The 21528-nt window shown below is 39.3% G+C and carries 20 protein-coding genes; 9 read left to right on the top strand and 11 right to left on the bottom strand.

The window, feature by feature from the left end:
* Nucleotides 1-30 precede the first annotated feature (30 nt).
* From C8P64_RS00550 to C8P64_RS00565, 4 genes are all read left to right on the top strand, one after another.
* Complete coding sequence (locus C8P64_RS00550; RefSeq protein ID WP_108170115.1) at nucleotides 31-1080, top strand: SRPBCC family protein; 1050 nt, start codon at nucleotides 31-33, stop codon at nucleotides 1078-1080.
* A gap of 3 nt (nucleotides 1081-1083) precedes the next feature.
* A complete protein-coding gene (gene crcB, locus C8P64_RS00555) occupies nucleotides 1084-1452 on the top strand; it encodes a fluoride efflux transporter CrcB (RefSeq protein ID WP_170106631.1) in 369 nt (122 codons plus the stop codon).
* A 167-nt stretch (nucleotides 1453-1619) separates the two neighbouring features.
* Nucleotides 1620-1958 carry a P-II family nitrogen regulator gene (locus C8P64_RS00560; RefSeq protein WP_108170117.1) on the top strand — a complete coding sequence of 113 codons (339 nt, stop codon included), beginning with the start codon at nucleotides 1620-1622 and terminating at the stop codon, nucleotides 1956-1958.
* 29 nt (nucleotides 1959-1987) lie between these two features.
* Nucleotides 1988-3214: an ammonium transporter gene (locus tag C8P64_RS00565; RefSeq protein ID WP_108170118.1), complete on the top strand. Its 1227-nt coding sequence runs from the start codon at nucleotides 1988-1990 to the stop codon at nucleotides 3212-3214.
* 179 nt (nucleotides 3215-3393) lie between these two features.
* Here the strand turns inward: C8P64_RS00565 and C8P64_RS00570 are convergent, their stop codons facing one another.
* A complete protein-coding gene (locus C8P64_RS00570) occupies nucleotides 3394-4011 on the bottom strand; it encodes a DUF1684 domain-containing protein (protein WP_108170119.1) in 618 nt (205 codons plus the stop codon).
* An 80-nt stretch (nucleotides 4012-4091) separates the two neighbouring features.
* On the opposite strand from C8P64_RS00570, the gene C8P64_RS00575 reads away from it, so the two are divergent.
* Nucleotides 4092-5297 carry an MFS transporter gene (locus tag C8P64_RS00575; RefSeq protein WP_108170120.1) on the top strand — a complete coding sequence of 402 codons (1206 nt, stop codon included), beginning with the start codon at nucleotides 4092-4094 and terminating at the stop codon, nucleotides 5295-5297.
* Here the strand turns inward: C8P64_RS00575 and C8P64_RS00580 are convergent.
* The 3 genes from C8P64_RS00580 to C8P64_RS00590 all read right to left on the bottom strand — a co-directional run bounded on the left by C8P64_RS00580 (nucleotide 5294) and on the right by C8P64_RS00590 (nucleotide 7687).
* Complete coding sequence (locus C8P64_RS00580) at nucleotides 5294-6712, bottom strand: hypothetical protein (protein WP_108170121.1); 1419 nt, start codon at nucleotides 6710-6712, stop codon at nucleotides 5294-5296. The genes C8P64_RS00575 and C8P64_RS00580 overlap by 4 nt on opposite strands.
* Before the next feature lie 112 nt (nucleotides 6713-6824).
* A complete protein-coding gene (locus C8P64_RS00585; protein ID WP_108170122.1) occupies nucleotides 6825-7022 on the bottom strand; it encodes a DUF1328 domain-containing protein in 198 nt (65 codons plus the stop codon).
* A 218-nt stretch (nucleotides 7023-7240) separates the two neighbouring features.
* Nucleotides 7241-7687, bottom strand: a complete 447-nt coding sequence (locus tag C8P64_RS00590) for an Lrp/AsnC family transcriptional regulator (protein ID WP_108170123.1) — start codon at nucleotides 7685-7687, stop codon at nucleotides 7241-7243.
* A gap of 111 nt (nucleotides 7688-7798) precedes the next feature.
* Here C8P64_RS00590 and C8P64_RS00595 point away from each other — a divergent pair, with 111 nt between their 5' ends.
* Complete coding sequence (locus tag C8P64_RS00595) at nucleotides 7799-8197, top strand: hypothetical protein (RefSeq protein WP_108171230.1); 399 nt, start codon at nucleotides 7799-7801, stop codon at nucleotides 8195-8197.
* A 236-nt stretch (nucleotides 8198-8433) separates the two neighbouring features.
* Here the strand turns inward: C8P64_RS00595 and C8P64_RS00600 are convergent, their stop codons facing one another.
* Nucleotides 8434-11889, bottom strand: coding sequence for a methylmalonyl-CoA mutase family protein (locus tag C8P64_RS00600; protein WP_108170124.1), 3456 nt, complete (start codon nucleotides 11887-11889; stop codon nucleotides 8434-8436).
* Nucleotides 11890-12235: 346 nt separating this feature from the next.
* On the opposite strand from C8P64_RS00600, the gene C8P64_RS00610 reads away from it, so the two are divergent.
* Together C8P64_RS00610 and C8P64_RS00615 are read left to right on the top strand one after the other, a co-directional pair.
* Entirely contained in the window at nucleotides 12236-12940 is a 705-nt protein-coding gene (locus C8P64_RS00610) for a DUF4197 domain-containing protein (RefSeq protein ID WP_108170126.1), read from the top strand.
* Between the two features lie 159 nt (nucleotides 12941-13099).
* Nucleotides 13100-13297 (top strand): Lacal_2735 family protein, encoded by a 198-nt coding sequence (locus C8P64_RS00615; protein WP_108171231.1) that lies wholly within the window; start codon nucleotides 13100-13102, stop codon nucleotides 13295-13297.
* Here the strand turns inward: C8P64_RS00615 and C8P64_RS00620 are convergent.
* The 4 genes from C8P64_RS00620 to C8P64_RS00635 all read right to left on the bottom strand — a co-directional run bounded on the left by C8P64_RS00620 (nucleotide 13278) and on the right by C8P64_RS00635 (nucleotide 16810).
* Entirely contained in the window at nucleotides 13278-14051 is a 774-nt protein-coding gene (locus tag C8P64_RS00620) for an ABC transporter substrate-binding protein (RefSeq protein ID WP_108170127.1), read from the bottom strand. The genes C8P64_RS00615 and C8P64_RS00620 overlap by 20 nt on opposite strands.
* Before the next feature lie 9 nt (nucleotides 14052-14060).
* On the bottom strand, nucleotides 14061-14879 hold the full coding sequence (gene pyrF, locus C8P64_RS00625; protein WP_108170128.1) for an orotidine-5'-phosphate decarboxylase: 819 nt from the start codon (nucleotides 14877-14879) through the stop codon (nucleotides 14061-14063).
* A gap of 92 nt (nucleotides 14880-14971) precedes the next feature.
* Entirely contained in the window at nucleotides 14972-16048 is a 1077-nt protein-coding gene (gene prfA, locus C8P64_RS00630) for a peptide chain release factor 1 (RefSeq protein WP_108170129.1), read from the bottom strand.
* A gap of 63 nt (nucleotides 16049-16111) precedes the next feature.
* The gene (locus C8P64_RS00635; RefSeq protein WP_108170130.1) at nucleotides 16112-16810 is read right to left on the bottom strand and encodes a hypothetical protein; all 699 of its coding nucleotides are present in this window, start codon (nucleotides 16808-16810) and stop codon (nucleotides 16112-16114) included.
* A gap of 445 nt (nucleotides 16811-17255) precedes the next feature.
* Here C8P64_RS00635 and C8P64_RS00645 point away from each other — a divergent pair, with 445 nt between their 5' ends.
* Nucleotides 17256-17909, top strand: a complete 654-nt coding sequence (locus tag C8P64_RS00645; RefSeq protein WP_108170132.1) for an ATP-binding cassette domain-containing protein — start codon at nucleotides 17256-17258, stop codon at nucleotides 17907-17909.
* Here the strand turns inward: C8P64_RS00645 and C8P64_RS00650 are convergent.
* The gene (locus C8P64_RS00650) at nucleotides 17906-19084 is read right to left on the bottom strand and encodes an AIR synthase related protein (protein ID WP_108170133.1); all 1179 of its coding nucleotides are present in this window, start codon (nucleotides 19082-19084) and stop codon (nucleotides 17906-17908) included. The genes C8P64_RS00645 and C8P64_RS00650 overlap by 4 nt on opposite strands.
* 124 nt (nucleotides 19085-19208) lie before the next feature.
* Entirely contained in the window at nucleotides 19209-21395 is a 2187-nt protein-coding gene (locus tag C8P64_RS00655; RefSeq protein WP_108170134.1) for a glutamine synthetase III family protein, read from the bottom strand.
* Nucleotides 21396-21528: the final 133 nt, after the last annotated feature.

Below are 21528 nucleotides of genomic sequence, written 5' to 3' on the forward strand. Positions count from 1 at the left end.
TATATTAGCATCACCTAATCTTAACCAGACATGAAAATTTTTAAATATCTTTTTTTCCTATTACTCATTTTTATCATCGGCGCATCTATATATATAGCTACTAAAGATGGTAAGTTCCAGGTAGAACAAAAAGAAATGATGATGGTGCCGCAGGAAGTGGTTTTTAATGAGGTGAATGAATTCACTTCATGGAAAAAATGGGAACCATGGTCGCAGGAAGCAGAAGATATGATCATAAACTATGGTGAAAAGACCAGTGGTGAAGGAGCTTCATATTCCTGGAGCAGCGAAGAAATGGGCGAAGGTGAAATTACTACAACAAAGTCGAATCCACATACTAGCATAGACCAGAAGATCACTTTTAAAACTCCTTTTGGCGAATCAACCAGCGATGTATACTGGGAATTCGAAAAACAGGGAGATAGCACCATGGTTACCTGGGGCATGAAAGGCGATCAAAGTTTTATGGAGAAAGCAGCTTTTATATTTCAGGATGAAAGCATAACTGAAATGATGCAGCCTATGTTCAAAAAAGGGCTGGATAACCTGGAAGAGGTACTCATAGAAAAAATGGAAACTTATTCCGTTAATATAGATGGCGTTACCCAGCATGGTGGAGGTTATTATATGTATGTTACCACTGCCAGTAAAACCAGCCAGGTTACAGAGAGAATGCCGAAAATGATCACGGAAGTAAGGAATTATATGACGGCGAATAATATTGAGCAGTTAGGAAATCCTTTTATTCTATATAATCAATGGAACGAGGAAGCCGGAACTGCCATTTATTCTGCAGCTATTTTTACTCCAAGCGAAGTGATCACCCCGGCAGAAAGCAATGTACTCACAGGTTTCATGCCTAATCAAAGAACATTAAAAACAACTCTCAAAGGAGACTATAAAAATCTTAAGGAAGCCTGGGATGCTGCTTACGCGTATATCCAGACAAATGGTTTAACTGCGAATGAAGATGCACAGCCATTTGAAGTATATGTTACAGGACCTAATGAAAATGCCAATCCTGCTAAATGGATAACGAACATTTATATTCCACTTAAGCAAACGGAAATATTGAACTAAATGATTAAAAACCTGATCCTGGTATTTATTGGCGGTGGCCTGGGCAGTAGCCTCAGGTACCTTATTAGTAAATACCTTAATGCAGGTCAGCTTCTACCCTATGGGACTTTCCTGGTAAATATCGTGGGTAGCTTATTACTAGGAATCATTCTTGGTTGGGCACTTAAGACAAACAGTCTCAATACTCCGCTTAATCTAATGCTAGGCATAGGTTTTTGTGGCGGTTTTACAACTTTCTCTACGTTTTCCTTTGAGAACTACTCCCTTATTAAATCTGGAGATTATCTCGCTTTTTCAGTTTATTTCTTCGGAAGTCTGATCTTAGGAATTCTAGCAGTTCTTCTCGGAATTCTTATTTCCAAATTCGTATAACCCGATCCCTGGGATATCAAATCCTGAAAAATATCAGTTTAAAATAAATACCCCTGAATTTTTAGGGGTGTTTATTTATTATTCAATAAAAATTTCCAGTATACCGTATTTTTTTAAGGGGCTCCTCTTCCATTTTTATAAATTTGGCCAATTATCAATACTTAATTATGAAAAAAATCGAAGCAATCATTCGAAAGTCAGAGTTCGATGAAACCAAGGAGGCCCTACATGAAATAGGGGTAACCTTCTTTAGTTACTGGGATGTTACCGGAATAGGCAACGAAAAAGTAGGTCATGTTTATCGCGGTGTTAGTTACAGCACGGCAGATATTCAAAGAAGATACCTTTCTATTGTAGTAACAGACTCTTTCCTGGATAAAACCATTGAAACCTTACTGAAAGCTGCTCATACAGGTAAGGTAGGTGACGGGAAGATCTTTGTTTCCACAATAGATGAAGCCTACAGGATCAGAACCCGGGAAAAAGGAGCTGAATCCCTGAAATAAATCACGAATCACAACTAACGAAAGAAATAATGGACGCGTTACTTACAGTAAATAATGTATGGATGATGATCTGTACGGCACTGGTCTTCTTTATGCATCTTGGATTTGCATTTCTGGAGATTGGCCTTACCAGGCAGAAAAATACGATTAACATACTTTTCAAAAACCTATTTATAATCACCGCAGGCCTGCTATTGTATTGTCTTCTGGGCTTTAATCTCATGTATCCCGGAGAATTCAACGGCTTTTTTGGTTTCGCCGGTTTTGGTTTATCTAGCCCGCTAGCAGATGGCACCCTGGACCTCGGCTATAATCAAGGCTATACCTACTGGACAGATTTCCTATTCCAGGGAATGTTCGCTGCTACCGCGGCAACTATCGTTTCAGGAGCAGTAGCCGAGCGTATAAAGCTTAATAGCTTTATGATCTTCGTGATCCTATACGTAGGTATTGTATATCCTATCGCAGGTTCCTGGAAATGGGGAGGCGGATTTCTTGACGAAATGGGATTCTATGACTTTGCCGGTTCTACCCTGGTACACTCAGTGGGTGGATGGGCTGCTTTAGTCGCTATTTATTTATTAGGCGCCAGAATTGGTAAATTCAAGGACGGTAAGATAGGAGCTTTTCCAGGGCATAATATGCCTTTCGCCACGGCCGGTGTACTTATTCTCTGGTTAGGCTGGTTTGGATTTAATGGCGGTTCTGTTCTTTCTGCAAACCCTGAGCTTACTTCGCTAACTTTAGTTACCACCTGTCTGGCCGCTGCAGCGGGGGGAGTCTCGTCTTTTATTGTTTCCTCCATAAGATATAAGAATTACGATATTACTATGTTTCTGAACGGGATACTTGGCGGCCTAGTTGGTATCACTGCCGGGGCAGATCAAATGTCACCCACAGATGCTATTCTGATTGGAGCTATCGCCGGAGCTATCATTGTATTCGGTGTAGCCCTGATCGATAAGATTAGACTTGATGACCCGGTTGGAGCCATAGCCGTTCACCTGATCTGTGGTATCTGGGGAACCCTGGCCGTAGGAATCTTTGGCAACATGGCTGGTTTAGACCAGTTCTTTACTCAACTCATTGGCGTTGCTTGCTATGCAGTGATCTCTATCATAGGATCCTTTCTTATCTTTTATATAATGAAAGTTACTATTGGGATAAGAGTTTCTTCCAAAGAAGAAATTGAAGGTCTTGATATTCACGAACACGGCATGGATGCCTATCCAGATTTCGGATTAAAGGAATATTAGAAATAAACCTAAAAATAATAACGGAGCGTTTCTAGAAATGCTCCGTTTTCTTTTACACTTAATATTCGATATAAGCTAGTCACCCAAAATCTCAAAACTAATTCGGCAGACTAGATTTCTAAGCATATTTAATGATCTTCTTTAGGCTGAAGAGATCGCTTTGATGCTCTCTGTATCAATTAATGTTTATCAAAAGCCTTTACGCCGGCAGTAATTTCCACGGGCAGATCATTTTCCTTGGGTGGAATGGGGCAGGAATAATTACCACTATAAGCGCAATAAGGATTATATGCTTTATTAAAATCCAGGGTTACAATATTAGATTCAGGAATTCTGAAGTCGATGTATCTCCCGCCGCCATAAGTCGACTTACCATTGGTGGGATCTGTAAAAGGCAAAAATAAATAATCAAAATATTCCGGATCATTTACCAGATCCTGACTCTGGTATAAATTCAACTTTAAGTCCTGCCCTTTTAAAGTAAAGTATAACTCCCCATACTTTACATAGGTCTTCATTTTTTCTGAACTGGTTGGCATAGCAAAAGGAGATTCTGAAGGAGTCCTAACAAATTCTGCCTGAACGATATATTCAGGATCGATCTCAAAGAATTCAAGTCCTTTAAAAACTTCACGGTCTTTCTCATCTAAGGGAGAAAGATCTGGATCTGCGTACTCTCTGTCCAGCTCCTCCTGAAATTCTTTTGCGCTTTCCAAAAGCTCTGCATCCTGCCCCATAGAAGAAACGGGGCTCAGGATCATTACTAACAAACTGAAAAAATAAATATAAGCACTCATTGATTTTCTTTTGGTGGCACTCAAAATTAATAATTAAAACACCCAAAAATTAATTTAATTTTGAGCATTCATCACCAACCATGAAAAATCTATTTCGATTTTATTTCGAATCCTTTAAGGGACTCCGCAAGGAAATATGGCTATTATCATTGATCACCCTTATCAACAGGGCTGGAACAATGGTGATCCCATTCTTATCCCTATACCTAACTAAAAGCAGGGGATTTACTCTGGAAGAAGTAGGTTGGATCCTAACATTCTTTGGTCTTGGATCGGTTACCGGTTCATGGCTGGGCGGAAAGCTGACAGATAAGATAGGTCATTATAAAACAATGTCCATCAGCCTTATTGTATCATCGGTTCTATTTGTGCTACTTCAGTTCCCGGAATCCTTCTGGCCTATTTGTATAGGCATCTACCTGGTCATGACGGTGGCAGATATATTCAGACCGGCCGTTTTTGTGGCTATAAGCGCTTATAGTAAACCTGAGAACAGAACCCGTTCTGTAACCCTGATAAGACTGGCTATAAATCTGGGATTCTCAGCAGGACCAGCTATTGGCGGTTTTATAATTGCAACCGGCGGTTACAACTGGTTATTCTGGGTAGACGGACTCACCTGTCTGGCGGCAGGATTACTTCTTCTGAAACTTCTGCATCCCAAACGTTCTATCCCTGAACCCGAAGATATTATCTCCCAGGCAAAATCGGCATTCAGCGACAAACTTTACCTCATTTTTATTTTCGCGATGGTGATCTTTGGCTTTGTGTTCATTCAGTATTTTTCAACGATGCCACTATATTATGCTGAAGCCCATAAGTTAAATGAATTTGAGATTGGACTCTTACTGGGCCTTAACGGACTATTCATTTTCCTGTTTGAAATGCCGTTGATAAAATTCATGGAGAACCAAAGACATACGGCGATGGGATATGTGATCCTTGGTACGGTACTTACGGGTATCAGCTTTCTGGCTATAAACCTTACGGGATGGACTGGAATTCTTATAGTAGGTATGCTGCTGGTTACCATTGGTGAAATGATCAGCTTCCCGTTTTCAAATAGTTTTGCCCTGCATAGATCAGACGGCAAAAAGCGAGGCTCTTATATGGCACTTTACAGCATTGCCTTTTCGGTAAGCCATATCTTTGGACATAACTCGGGAATGCAGCTCATAGATAATTTTGGATTTGAATTTACCTGGTATACTATGTTTGGTCTTTCTATTTTCGCCTGTATACTTTTATTTATTCTGAAAAAGCTTTTAAGTCGCGAAAAGGTCTAATTCACTTTTTCATTGAAGAATTTTGATTCGCCAAGATACTTTTTGACGATTGCATTATATTCTGGGGTAAACTGAAGCTCTAAGGCACCTTCAATATTATAGAGCGATTCCATATCTGAATAGCCCGTTTTTAGAAGATCCTCGAGGTATAACAAGGCGGTTTCCTGGTCTCCATCTAGAGTAGCCAGGGAAATGATCTTAAAATAAGCTTCGGGATCATCCTTGGCTATCGCAGTGCGCAACACACTGATGAATATCTTAATATCTACAGGTGCACTTGATTTCATGATTTCGTCAAATTCCCGTTTAGTAACAAAATCCAGATAACCCAGTAAACGATAAGCCATATTTGATTTCGCCTCAGCTTCACCTTTCTTAAGCTTTTCAAGTTCATCTACCTGATAGGCCCACCAACCAATATTCTCAAAATTAGCCGATAGAATATCAGATCCCAAAAGGTATTCATATTCCCTTTGTTGCTCCCTTTCGAAAGCTACAGCCTGCCGGAAATCATTTTTCTGCGACCTGTAATTACTCGTTTTCTTGATCTCCTTTTTCTTATCCTCTATAGATTCTTCAAATCCAAAATCTTCATACTTCTCCTGCATTCTATCCAGTTTCTGGTATGCTGCATAATACTCACGGGTTCGTCTAAGAGTTTCGGCATATTCCATTTCATTTTCAAATAATCTCTGAATAAATTCTTCATCTCTAGGTCTTTTCCCTTTTTTGATCGCTTCCAGGGTAAAACCGGTCAAGGCATTGGAAATAACAGGACCATTAGGCCATTCGTCCTCCTTTCCATCAAAATAATATATATCTGTAGGGAAATCCAGATCGTCATAGAACCTCAGGTAATCTTCCATTTCATAGACCATATAATCCTTATTTCCGGCAACGCCAATGAACATATAAGGATGATTCTTATCCAGGTAATTTGGATTCACGAACGAATTACCTACGGCTAATACTCCAGCCATATTCTTATATATCAATGGCAAGGCAGATCCAACCTGTGCTCCTTCTCCCATCCCCGCAGTATAAACCAGTTCAAGATCTACCGGAAATGTTTGCAGCACTTCATTCATCATAGAAGTTGCGGTGTTGATAATAGTATCTATAGGCTTTTCTTTAAGTTTTATGTTAGAAGAGGCGATAATGTATTGCTGGTCCTCTGCCGCCCATCTAAAAAGGTTAGCGGTATTAGCTCCACGTCCTTGCGGATCAAAAACAAAAACTATGGGCCATTCTTTCTCTGGCGTATAATCCCTGGGAACATATAAGGCATAAGATTCGCCGGGAACGGCAGAGACTGGTAAAGAATCGGTCACCCCACCTTTTACAATTCTGAATTCCTGGGCGTTCAGGTTTACAAGGATAAAAACAGCAAAAACCGTTAATAGTAGCTTTTTCATAAATAAAGAATAGACTTAAATATATGAATTGCATCATTAATTATTCCATAAAAAAACCCACAAGTGCAATACTCGTGGGTTTCCATATATTTTAATGATTAATTTTTCTCCTTTATTTACGTACGCGCTGCAGTTTCATTTTCGGTTTATCAGGGAAAAATAATTTCGCCATAAGTGAAACGATCAACAGATCTGCAAAAATCAGAAACATCACTCTTACAACTTCAATTCCCGAAAACGATAAACCTGTAAATCCAACCAATCCTGTGATCACTGCAAGCACTAGAAATAATAACGCCTTCTTTTTCATAACTCGATTTTTACTTTTTTACTTTCTATTTAAAGCAAATTTAATGACAGATTGGACGCTGCAATCATAAAGAAATTACAATTAATCTGGATTTAACAATAAAAAAACCAGCTGATAATCAGATGTTAATATTGGCAATAATATATACCGGTTTTTAACATTTAATTGAAAGAAAAGCATTCGATTCAGGAAGGAAGCAAGGCATTAAAAACTTAAGATCAATCAATTTTTGAAACAATCGGTCCGTCTTTAATAACATTAGATAAAACGATATGAGTTCTGGTCTCACCATAGGTGATCAACTTGTCTATGAGTTTTTCCAGATGAACCTGGTCTTTTAAGATCACCTCCATGATTATATTTTCGTTTCCAGTGATCCTGTAACAATTCACCACCTCTTTAAATTCTTTTACGGTTTCCAGGAAGGCTTTTAACCTACCCGTAAATGCCCTTAAAGTTATTATGGCTCTGAGTTGATAACCGGTTTTCTGATGAGACAGGTTCACCTTGTATGAATCAATAATGCCGCTATCTTCCATCTTCCTCACTCTTTCGGCTACTGCAGGAGAAGTTAGACCTATTTTCCGGCCCACTTCAGAGAAGGAAATCCTGGCGTTTTTTTGCAATTCGTCGAGAATTGCCCAGTTCAATGTATCCACAATAATTTAAAGTTTAAGGTCTTATTTTATTTAATTTTTAAATTTAATCATTTTATACTCTTTAAAAACTAAAGACAAGTAATTAATTTGCTTAGTAAATTAGTGTAAAAATTGCAGGTGAAATATTTCTCAGGAAATTCGGATAAAAGAAACTCGGCTTTATACTTTAAGGCCCAGGAGATCATGCAGATCTCACGCCGTATTTCAGATTATATTATTCCCGATCTGGCGGTTCTAAATGAAAATGGAACTGAAGACAATCGTATCTATTTTACTGGCGATATCATTAGAAATTCTCATTCGCTTATTCTTAATATTAGCAAAGCAGAGACGGAGTATTTCCAGGATTCCCGGATGAAGTATGTGGCTAGTGTAAGCCGGTTAACTGAAAGGCTTTATAAAAGCTGTGAGCGTCTAGAATATGCCAGTAGTAATGGAAGAGATTTTCTTATCATCCTAAGAAAGGAAATTCAGAAATTTAGAAAGCTTCAGCGCGTCTGGAGATTATCTCTATAAAATCAATATTATATTAAATAAGAAAACCCGGATGAATGTCCGGGTTTTTATTTTTGATAATAATCTGTATTAATGTTTAGATAGAAGCTAACGACATTGCTTTGCTCATCGGGATAAGCGATTCTCAAAAACTTTTCAAGTAGATAGAACCTCTCCTAAGATCCCGATATCGCTTTACTCATCGGGATAAGCGATTAGCACAGCTTTCCGGCAAAGCCGAAAAGCTGGCTCTCTGCTTACATATTTCTTCTATACTGCCCTCCTACTTCGAACAAGGCGTGAGTGATCTGCCCTAAAGAGCAAACCTTGGTAGCCTCCATAAGTTCTTCAAAAAGGTTTTCATTGTTTACTGCCGCCTTTTTGATTTTCTCCAGGGTAGCTTCAGCTTTAGATTCTTTTGCCTTGTGCAAGGTCTCCAGAGTAGTGATCTGATGCTCTTTCTCCTCCTCGGTAGCCCTGATAACTTCACCCGGGGTTACCGTAGGCGAGCCTGTAGAACTTAAGAAGGTGTTTACACCAATAATAGGATAATCTCCATTGTGTTTTAAAGTCTCATAATAAAGGCTTTCTTCCTGGATCTTACCACGTTGATACATGGTTTCCATAGCTCCTAGAACTCCTCCTCTTTCTGTAATTCTATCGAATTCAGTTAGCACAGCTTCTTCAACCAGGTCGGTTAATTCTTCAATTATAAAAGATCCCTGAATAGGATTTTCATTTTTTGCCAGACCTAATTCCTTATTGATGATCAGCTGTATCGCCATCGCTCTTCTTACCGAAGCTTCTGTTGGCGTAGTGATCGCTTCATCATAAGCATTAGTATGCAGGGAATTACAGTTATCATAGATCGCATAAAGCGCCTGAAGCGTAGTTCTAATATCGTTAAAATCGATCTCCTGGGCATGCAGGGATCTACCAGAGGTTTGAATGTGATACTTCAGCATTTGAGCACGGGAATTCGCTCCGTATTTATTTTTCAAAGCCTTAGACCATATCCTTCTCGCTACACGACCAATAACTGCGTATTCAGGATCTACCCCATTCGAGAAGAAGAAAGAAAGGTTTGGACCAAATTTATTGATATCCATTCCACGGCTTAGATAGTATTCTACATAAGTAAAACCATTCGCCAGTGTAAACGCAAGCTGGGTAATAGGATTCGCTCCTGCCTCAGCAATATGATATCCTGAAATGGACACCGAATAGAAATTTCTAACTTTCTCTTCGATGAAATATTCCTGAACATCACCCATTAGTCTCAAGGCAAATTCAGTAGAAAAGATACAGGTATTCTGCGCCTGGTCTTCTTTTAGAATATCTGCCTGCACAGTTCCACGAACCACGCTGATGGTTTCAGCCTTGATCTTTTCGTAAACATCCTTAGGCAATACCTGATCTCCCGTTAAACCCAGAAGCATCAAACCTAAACCGTTATTACCTTCAGGTAATTCTCCACGGTAAACCGGTCTGGCGATATCGTTATCATCATAAAGTTCTTTCAGCTTAGCTTCAACTTTATCTTCCAGTCCGTTTTCTTTGATATATTTTTCACAATTCTGATCGATAGCAGCATTCATGAAGAATCCAAGCAGCATTGGAGCCGGACCGTTGATAGTCATGGAAACTGAAGTCATGGCATCTGCCAGATCGAAACCTGAGTAAAGTTTTTTTGCATCATCAAGACAGCAGATAGAAACTCCGGAGTTACCAATCTTACCATAAATATCAGGACGATGATCTGGATCATTCCCGTAAAGCGTCACAGAATCGAAAGCTGTAGACAAACGCTTGGCAGGTAATCCCTTACTCACGTAATGGAAACGCCTATTGGTCCTTTCCGGTCCTCCTTCACCAGCAAACATCCTGGTAGGATCTTCTCCGGTTCGTTTGAATGGATAAAGTCCCGCAGTATATGGGAACTCGCCCGGAACATTCTCCTGAAGACACCATCCAAGAATGTCTCCCCATGCTTTATATTTTGGCAGCGCCACTTTCGGGATCTGAGTATGTGAAAGTGATTCTGTATGCGTATCTATTTTTATTTCCTTATCACGAACTTTGAAACTGTAAACTGGCTCCCTGTATTTGGTCACCTTTTCATTCCAGCCCAGGATCATCTCCCAGTTGTAAGGATCAAGATCCATTTTCGTTTTATCGAATTCAGCAAAAAGCAATTTCAGGAAATCGGCTTGAGAATCTTCTGCAATTTCATAGATCTCGTCCTGGTCTATTCCATTCTTGCTTAAATATTTCTGCTGATCATTTCCAAATTCGGTCTTAATTCCGGCAACCGTTTCAATGGTCTTGTAAATTCCATAAAGCCTTTGTGCCACTTCTACCTGTGATTTGGCCTTATCATCATAGGCTCGGTTATTTTCAGCAATTTCCGAAAGATAACGGGTACGTTTTGGCGGAATCACAAAGATCTTCTCGCTCATTTCTTTCGAGATCTCGAAAGTGGAGGTTAGGCCAGATTCGGTTTTTTCTTCAACCTTATCCATGATGCTTTTATAAAGCGTATTCATTCCCGGATCGTTGAATTGAGAAGCAATTGTTCCAAATACCGGTAAGCTCTCTGCATCTGCATGCCATAACTGGTGATTGCGCTGATATTGCTTTTTCACATCTCTTAAGGCATCCTGAGCTCCACGTTTATCGAACTTATTGATGGCAACCAGATCAGCAAAATCAAGCATATCTATCTTTTCTAGCTGGGTAGCCGCACCAAATTCCGGAGTCATTACGTAAAGCGAAACATCTGAATGATCAAGGATCTCGGTATCACTCTGCCCGATCCCGGAAGTTTCCAGGATTATAAGATCATAATTCGCCGCTTTTAAAACATCTACAGCTTCTGCAACATATTTAGAAAGGGCTAAGTTCGCCTGTCTCGTTGCCAAAGAGCGCATATAAACACGCTCATGGTTGATAGAATTCATACGGATCCTGTCACCCAATAAAGCACCACCGGTCTTTTTCTTGGAAGGATCTACTGAAACTATCCCGATATGTTTATCTGGAAAGTCCATTAAAAATCTACGTACCAGCTCATCTACCAGACTCGATTTTCCTGAACCACCGGTACCGGTAATTCCTAAAACCGGAGTATTTCCGGTTTCAATCGCGTCTTTATCGAAATATTTATTGAATTCCTCATGCCTGTTCTCCGCAAGAGAGATCAGCCTGGAAATAGTATTAACGTTCTTGTTTTTCAGGTTTTCTTTAACCTTATCAGATTCCTTAAGACAGGGAACTTCATTATCCACTCTTTTGATCATGTCATTGATCATCCCCTGCAGTCCCATTTCCCTTCCGTCATCTGGGGAATAGATACGATCTATTCCATAATCCATCAATTCCTTGATCTCTTCTGGCAGGATGACTCCACCTCCACCACCAAAGATCTTGATGTGCCCGGCTCCTTTTTCATTCAACAGGTCATACATATATTTAAAATACTCTGTATGTCCTCCCTGGTAAGAAGTCATGGCGATAGCCTGGGCGTCTTCCTGGATCGCGCAATTCACTACTTCTTCCACACTGCGGTCGTGACCAAGATGGATCACCTCAACACCCGTAGCCTGAATGATACGGCGCATAATATTTATGGCTGCATCATGCCCGTCGAAAAGGGAAGCTGCGGTTACAATTCTTATTTTATTTTTAGGTTTATAGGGACTTTGTTGCTCCATTTTTAATTCTGTCTAAAATTTGGACCTGCAATTTACGAAAATCGCAATGAAAAAGAGATTTTTAAACTGCATAGGAAAGAAAAATTCTGGAGACCAGAATTCTGCATTTTTCAAGCATAATTTTCCCAGGTATAGATTTCAAAAAGTAATCCTGATCTGCTCAATTAAATACAAATTCGCCTCTTTTAGTATTAATATAACTTTTTACACCTCGGTTAGAATGACAGAGAAGTTATATTTGAAAAAATTACTTTAAATCGCCCTAATTTCAGGCATCTAATCTAAAAACCGCTAATCTCTACAACTTAAGTGCAGATCATTAAAAATCGGTTTTAAAAATATCAAAATGAAAAAAATAATTGCTTTTGCCTCTATCCTGATACTTTCTTCCTGTGCCGAACTACAACAAATTGCTTCTCAGTTACCTCAAGAATATGGAGTTAGTAATGCCGAAATCAGTTCTGGTCTAAAACAGGCCCTGGAATTTGGAATAGACAAAGAGGTCACAAAACTCGCCAATGAAGATGGATTCTTTTCTAACGAACTGGTAAGAATAGGTCTTCCACCAGAACTTCAAAAAGTAGATAAGACTTTAAGAGATGTTGGTTTAGACGCTTTGGCTGATGAAGGTTTAAAGGTTTTAAACCGCGCTGCTGAAGACGCCGTGAGTGAAGCAATCCCGGTTTTTGCAGATGCCGTAAGAGGAATAACCTTCACCGATGCCAGAGATATTTTACTGGGAGCAGATAATGCCGCGACGGTATATCTTTCAGACAGAACAGAAGAAGAGCTTTACAGCAAATTCAATCCTATAATCAGTAATTCCCTGGATAAGGTTGGAGCTACCCAGGTATGGAGAAATATTATTCAGAAATATAACTCGCTTCCCATTACCACCAATGTGAATCCAGATCTACCAGATTATGTTACTCATGAGGCTCTGGACGGTGTATACGTGATGATCGCCCAGGAAGAAAAAGACATAAGAAACACTCTTTCTGCAAGATCCACAGATCTTCTGCGTAGGGTATTTGCTTTGCAGGATCGATAGGTTTTTTCTTACATAATTTAATATTTTAACAGTTTCAATCCTATTTCAGCACTATTTTAAAACAACCTTAACTTCACGTTATTATACTATATAGGTACTACTCCTTAGCTTTGTTTTGTGTAGAAATGATTAATGACGATAGATAAGATTAAAATTACCATGTTTAGAATTTTTGAAAATAAATCTAGAGAGGAACGCCTTTGTGAAAAATATTCGAGGTTAATGCAACGTTCGTACAAGATCGCTCTGATAGATAAAGAGAAAAGTGATCGTTTGAATTACCGGGCAAGAAAGATCCTGGCTGAATTAAAAAGAATGAAATGCGATCTGGTAGAAACTAGGAGTGAAACTGCTTGAAGTAGTCCATCGCCTCTAAAAGTCGGCTACCATACCAGCTGAAATACTCTCCATCTACAATTTTAATTTCCCTGGCGACATACTTGAAAAGCGCTTTATGTTCTTCACTAAAGGGAAATGGCTCAGAAGATAAAAGACATATATCGATATTTTTATCCTTAAGTTCTTCTATACTAGTTTCCGGATATCTCTCCTCTGAAAATACGTTTTGAAATCCGTTCAATTTCAATATTTCATCAATGAATGTTCCCTTCCCGGCAACCATTAATGGATTATTCCATATAAAATAGGCAACTCTTTTTTCAGAAGAATTAGTCACCAGCTTTCCTAAACTTTCAGATTTCTTTCTTATTGAACTCACCATGGTACTGGCAAGCTGAGAGCAATTAAGGATCCTGCCATAATCCAGCATTAAATTAAACGCATCCTCGAGAGTAGCAACATCTGATACATGCACCGGAGCAATTTTTTCAAGCTCTTCCACCATCTCCCGGGTATTCTCCTCCTTATTACAAAGAATAATATCGGGTTCAAGCTCCCTGACCTTTCTGAAATTTACTTTTTTTGTTCCTCCAACGCTGGTCTTGATTTCCTTCAAAACAGCGGGATGAACACAATAATGAGTGATCCCAACAATTGAGTCCTGCAGACCGAGGTCTACCAGAAGTTCTGTCTGGCTGGGCACCAATGAAATTATCTTTTTAGGAGTTTTTTTCAGTCCAATTTTTCGGCCTAACTGATCCTGAATTTCCATGACGTAGAATTATAATTTTTCCAGTTCCTGGGCCATCTGGTTCTGTATGGCTTCAGCTTTTGCAGCAGCGATTTCAGCAAAATTAGAGGAGTCTGAAGCGTAAATGATCTTCCTGGAAGAATTCACGAGTAGCCCGACATTCTTAGTGATGCCATATTTGCAAACCTCTTCAAGACTTCCTCCCTGGGCACCTACACCTGGTACCAGAAGAAAGTTCTCTGGAATTATCTTCCTGATATCTGCCAGGTACTCTGCCTTGGTCGCTCCAACAACATACATTAGATTTTCAGAATTCTGCCAGTCTTTAGAGGTCTTGATCACCTTTTTATAAAGATCATCATCCCCAGTTTTCAAGGTCTGAAAATCGAATGCACCTTCATTGGAAGTAAGAGCCAGTAAAATAGTATGCTTATTAGTGAACTCCAGGAAAGGTTCTACAGAATCCTTACCCATATAAGGCGCTACGGTCACAGAATCGAATCCAAGGTCTTCAAAAAAAGCCTTGGCATACATACGGGAGGTATTCCCGATATCTCCACGTTTGGCATCTGCGATGGTATAGAGATCTGGATATTCTGAATGCAGATAATTGATCGTTTTCTTCAAAGACTTCCAGCCATCAACACCCAAAGCTTCGTAAAAAGCAATGTTTGGTTTATAGGCCACACAATATTCGTGAGTGGCATCGATGATCGCTTTATTAAAGCTGAAAACAGGATCTTTTTCAGAAAGTAAATAGGTTGGGATCCTTTCGAGATCTGTGTCCAGGCCTACACATAAAAAAGATTTTTTCTTGAAGATCTGTTCAGTCAGCTCCTGTGATGTCATAATATCAATTATCTGTTAGCGAATGTTGGTTAGCGTTTGTCAAAATAAAAATGCCATTCTTCGACTGAGCTCAGAATGGCATTTTGTATTCTTTAAAGTATATCTGAATTCTCTTTTAACTTTTCGGTATTTTCTGCAAGCTGCAATTCATCAATGATCTTTTGTATGTCACCATTAATGATATTAGACAGGTCATAAAGAGTTAGGTTGATCCTGTGATCTGTCACCCGGCTTTGAGCGTAATTATAGGTCCTGATCTTCGCACTACGGTCACCACTGGAAACCATCGAGTTTCTCTTGGCTGCATCTGCTTCCATTTTCTTGGCAAGCTCCATCTCATATAATCTTGAACGAAGTACACGGAAAGCTTTTTCCTTGTTCTTATGCTGAGATTTCTGATCCTGGCACTGAGCAACTAATCCTGTTGGCTCGTGGGTTAATCTTACTGCGGAATAAGTCGTGTTCACCGACTGACCTCCCGGACCTGAAGAACAGAAGTAATCTATTCTTACATCCTTTGGATCTATCTCTACATCGAATTCTTCGGCTTCTGGCAACACCATTACGGTTGCAGCTGAAGTATGCACCCTTCCCTGGGTTTCAGTTTGAGGAACACGCTGTACACGGTGAACCCCTGCTTCGAATTTCATGGTTCCGTAAACATCTTCTCCAGAAACTTCAAAGATCATCTCTTTGAAACCACCACTGGTACCTTCACTATAATCAACGATATTATGACTCCAGCCCCTGCTTTCTACATATTTGGTATACATACGGTAAAGGTCACCGGCAAAAATACTGGCTTCGTCACCACCGGTTCCTGCACGAATCTCCATCACCACGTTCTTACCATCTTCCGGATCTTTAGGAATAAGCATCATTCTTATTTTATCCTCAAGTTCAGGAAGCTGTCCTTTAGCTTCTTCCAGCTGAAGTTTTGCCATTTCGGTCATTTCAGGGTCACTACCGTCTGAAATTATCTCTTCGGCTTCTTTAATATTATCGGTAAGGCTAATATATTTCTCGCGCTCATCCATCAAAGCCCGAAGGTCTTTGTACTCTTTATTTAATTCAATATATCGCTTCTGGTCTGATATTACATCCGGCTGAATAATCAAATCGTTCACCTCATCGAACCGTTGTTTTACGATATTAAGTCTCTCAATCATATAATACTACTGAATTTAGGATAGCAAATTTACGATAATTTGCCTGAAATTTTAGAGAAAGCTTTAAAGGCTTTCTAATTCGGCAACAGCCGCGTGGCTTCGGGCGAAAGTAGTAAATTTCACGAGGCCCGCGATTCCCAGAATATAAAAAATCCTGTCTGGAAAATAAAATTCATAGAATTCCAGGTAGTAGGCAATGAAAGAAGTAATATCAGAAAAAACCAGGCATAAAGTGGCCGCGGTGTAAAAGAAGGAAGTTTTATTAGAGTACCTATTGGAGTAAGAAATTGCGGCGATCACCAGCGTGATCATAGAAATCCCATAGGCGTAGAATAAAACATTTAGAAAAGGATATCCAAATTTTGCCGGCACCATGTCTACCAGCATGAATAACATGCCCAGATTCAGAATGAATACCCCAAAGAACACCAGTTTCTGAAAAGGACTCGATTTAAGATTTTTCAGTTCCGGGACTACCGTAAAGACCAACATCAAATAAGCGGAGATCCGCATTAAAAAAGTACCGGTATTCGCCAGCGCATTTTCATAATAAAAGAGAAGCAGATCTGAAATGAGCAAAAAACAAAAGGCTACTAATATTTTAAGGTTGCAAGTTCGTTGCCAAATGAGTAAGAGAAGGAAAATAGCTGTTGAAATAAGACGGGCCCAACGACTGGCATCCTGATCGAATTCATAAATAATAAAGCAATTCACCAGTAGCAACGCCAGGGTGATCACCGAGAGATAGGTTTTTGGTAACATTTTAATTTTGGATTGGTTGTAACATACTTACGCAAAAAATATATTCCCGGTTTTAGCTGGTAGAAAATTTTCTTGAAGAGCGAACAACCCACTTATTGTTACTATAATCGATTAGTGCGAAATTTCCTATTTTGCAGGGTCTTATGAAAAAAGTCCGGAAATTTCTTTTCAAACTAAAGTTGTGTTTTTCTTTTTATAGAAAATTGTTATTCATTTCTATTGGACTTACTATTCTTTTATTGTTCCTCAATAATCCATTAGAAGCAACGCTATTTATTAAAATCTGCCTGCTGGGATTACTCTTTCTAAATTATCATTTCCTGGAGGCAAAGGATAAACTATTGTTCTATAAGAATTTCTCGATCACTCCTTTATTTCTATTTGCCATCTGTATTTTTTATGATTTTCTACTGAGCCTGGTGCTTTATAAAACCGCAATGCTGTTATGAAGTTCGAATTAGACAATGTAGAGCTTAGCTTTCAGGGAAAAAGGATCTTATATGGAGTTTACTTAAAAGCTGAAAAAGGAAGGATCACCGGCATTCTGGGACCTAATGGTTGCGGAAAGACAAGCTTGCTAAGGATATTCTTCGGAAACCTGGCCTGTAATAATAGGCTGGTGAAAATTGACAACAAAGGAACTCTTAAGCCGCTTTATTCAGTTGAAAACATTAAAATAGTCCCGCAATCAGATCTACTCCCATCCGGTCTATCGCTTTCAAAACTATTCCGGATCTATAAAGTTTCCTGGGATGCTTTTATAAAGAACTTTCCCAGTTTCAGAAATTATAGCTCACATAAACCAAATCAACTTTCTGGTGGTGAAAGACGGCTTCTGGCGATCTGGCTCAATATAAAATGTGATTCTGAACTCCTTCTTCTTGATGAACCTTTCACGCATCTAACTCCTATATATATTGAAAAAATCAAAAAGGAAATAGAACTAGAAAAGAAGAATAAGGCGATCGTATTAACCGATCATTTTTACCGGGACCTCATAGAGATTACCGATGACCTTTATTTTTTAACTAAAGGATGCACACGATTAATAGACGATCCCGCTCAACTGGGTGAACTGGGTTATATTAATTCTCATTAATATTCGAAAGTACCGTGCTCGCTCTTTATTGTCAGCTTTTTGGTTTCTGAAGCTTCAGCTCTACCTACGATCTTCGCATCCACATTAAAAGATTTCGAAATTTCGATGATATCCGCAGCTATACTTTCATCTACATATAGTTCCATTCTATGTCCCATGTTGAATACCTGGTACATCTCTTTCCAGTCGGTTTTACTTTCCTGCTGGATCAGTTTGAAAAGTGGCGGAGTATCGAACATATTGTCTTTTACAATATGAAGGTCATCTATAAAATGCAGGATCTTAGTCTGGGCACCACCGCTGCAATGAACCATTCCGTTAATCTTATCTGCACCAATATCGTTAAGTATCTTTTTGATGATAGGCGCATAGGTCCTGGTTGGAGATAATACCAACTTCCCGGCATCTATTGGACTATCCGCTACCTCATCGGTAAGTTTTTTGGTTCCAGAATAGATTAGATCTTCAGGAATTGAAGCATCGAAAGATTCCGGATATTTTTCAGCAAGGATCTTCGAGAAAACGTCGTGACGGGCAGAAGTAAGACCGTTACTACCCATACCGCCATTATATTCCTTTTCATAAGATGCCTGCCCGAAAGAAGACAGACCAACGATTACATTACCAGGCTTGATATTGGCATTATCGATCACATCTTTTTTGGCCATTCTTGCAGTTACGGTAGAATCTACAATGATGGTTCTTACAAGATCCCCAACATCGGCGGTCTCCCCTCCGGTAGAATGAATTTCAACGCCAAAATCCTTAAGTTCTGAGATCAGTTCTTCAGTCCCATTAATAATAGCCGAGATCACTTCACCCGGAATCAGGTTTTTATTCCGCCCGATGGTAGATGAAAGTAGAATATTATCTGTCGCACCCACACAAAGCAGGTCGTCTATATTCATGATCAAAGCATCCTGAGCGATTCCCTTCCAAACCGAAAGATCACCAGTTTCTTTCCAGTACATATAAGCAAGCGAAGATTTTGTTCCAGCTCCATCGGCATGCATGATCAAACAATGATCGTCACTTCCGGTTAAATGGTCTGGCACAATTTTACAGAAAGCTTTAGGGAACAGGCCTTTATCTACATTCTTAATAGCATTATGCACATCTTCCTTTCCTGCGGAAACACCTCTTCCTGAATATCGTTTACTTATTTCTTTGCTCATGACTTTTTCTTAGAGTTTTCAAAGATAATTAGTTTAAACAGTTCTGGTAAATAATCGGCAATTTTTAAAGCAAAAAGCCACGCTTTTGGGCGTGGCTTTTTCAATATTCAGTTTAACAGTAAAATTATCTAGTGAATAATAACTCTCTGTACTTGGTCAATGGCCAAAGCTCATCGTCTACCAATAATTCAAGTTTATCACAGTGATATCTAATTTCCTCAAAGAAAGGTTTTACATCATCACAGTAAGCAAAAGCTCTTTTCTCTGCATCTTCGATCTTATTAGCAACTTTTCTTGCTTCGATCATCGCATTCACATTAGAGTTAATGCTGGCGATATGAGCAGAAATACTTTCGATGATCTCTAATTGCTCTTTTGCATGTCTGGTGTATTCCTCACCGTATATAGACTTAAGACCAGTAACGTTCTTGATCAAAATATTCTGGTAACGAATAGCCGTTGGGATCACATGATTTCTGGCGATATCTCCAAGGATACGTCCTTCGATCTGGATTCTCATCGCATACTCTTCAAGTTCGATCTCATGACGAGCTTCGATCTCTACTTCATTCATTACCCCAAGTTCTTTATATAGAGCAATGGTCTTCTTGCTTACCTGAGCTTTTAAGGCTTGCGGAGTAGTTCTATTGTTACTTAGACCTCTTTTCTTAGCTTCTTTCTCCCATGCATCTCCATAACCGTCACCTTCGAAACGGATCTTTTTAGACTTCTTGATGTAATCCCTAAGTACATTAAAGATCGCATCATCCTTTTTCATCTTCTTATCCTTGATCAACTTATCTACTTCAACTTTAAAGTCTTTAAGTTGCTTGGCCACGATACTGTTCAGTACGGTCATTGCTCCGGCACAGTTGGCAAGAGAACCTACCGCACGGAATTCAAATTTATTACCGGTAAAAGCAAAAGAAGAAGTCCTGTTTCTATCTGTGTTATCTAGAAGAATTTCAGGGATTTTACCAACTACGTTTAATTTAAGCTCTGTTTTCTCTTGTGGAGAAAGCTTACCGTTGGTCACTTTTTCAAGTTCATCAAGAACCTTGGTTAACTGAGAACCTATAAAAACAGAAATAATTGCAGGTGGTGCCTCATTCGCCCCTAAACGGTGATCGTTAGATGCACTTGCAATCGCAGCTCTTAATAATTCCTCATTATCGTATACCGCTTTAATAGTATTCACAAAGAAAGTAAGGAACTGTAGGTTCTTCATTGGAGTTGAACCTGGAGAAAGTAAATTCACTCCGGTATCTGTAGCCAATGACCAGTTATTATGTTTACCACTACCGTTAATTCCGGCAAATGGTTTTTCGTGCATTAATACACTAAGGTTATGTCTTTCTCCAACTTTCTTCATCACATCCATGATCAAGGAGTTGTGGTCTACGGCAAGGTTAGCCTCTTCAAAGATCGGTGCAAGCTCGAACTGGTTAGGTGCTACCTCGTTGTGACGGGTTTTTACCGGTATACCAAGTTTCATACATTCGATCTCAAGATCCATCATAAAAGCGATCGCTCTGGAAGGAATAGATCCAAAATAGTGATCGTCTAATTGCTGACCTTTTGCAGGGGAATGCCCAAGAAGGGTTCTACCTGTAAGCTGTATATCAGGTCTTGAAGCTACAAGAGCTGAATCTATCAAGAAATATTCCTGCTCCCATCCAAGGGTAGCATTTACTTTCTTTACATTTTTATCGAAATACTTAGCAACATCTGTTGCAGCCTGGTCGGCAGCCTGCAATGCTCTAAGTAGAGGTGTTTTATTATCCAGTGCCTCTCCTGTATAAGAAACAAAAATGGTTGGGATACATAGCGTAGTTCCCCAGATAAATGCCGGAGATGTAGGATCCCATGCTGTATAACCTCGAGCTTCAAAAGTGTTTCTAATACCACCGTTAGGGAAACTTGATGCATCAGGTTCCTGTTGCACTAATTGTCCTCCACCAAATTTTTCGATGGCAAGGCCTTCTCCTAATGGCTCAAAGAAAGCATCGTGCTTTTCAGCAGTTGCTCCTGTAAGCGGCTGGAACCAGTGGGTATAATGCGTAACTCCTTTAGAGATCGCCCATTCCTTCATTCCGGTAGAAATATGATCTGCTACATTACGGTCAATTTTCTTTCCCGTACGCATAGCCTCGATCACATTCTCATAGGCTTCTTTAGTTAAAAACTGCCTCATGATAGTTTCATTGAACACATTACTAGAAAAGATCTCAGATCTCCTAGCCGGCTCTTCTATCTTAATAGGCTTTCGGTTTAAAGTTTCTTTTAAAGCTTGAAATCGTAAAGTTGACATATAAAATATTTAAGTTGTGTTTTTCAGATCATAATTGACCTTTTTACCCTTTAAAAAAGTCACCTATAACAAAAAATCTTGTTTCAAGCTGCGAATATAGGATATATGTGTTGATAATTTAAAAAAATCATCC

The sequence above is a fragment of the Christiangramia gaetbulicola genome (genome assembly GCF_003054225.1).
Taxonomy (GTDB): domain Bacteria; phylum Bacteroidota; class Bacteroidia; order Flavobacteriales; family Flavobacteriaceae; genus Christiangramia; species Christiangramia gaetbulicola.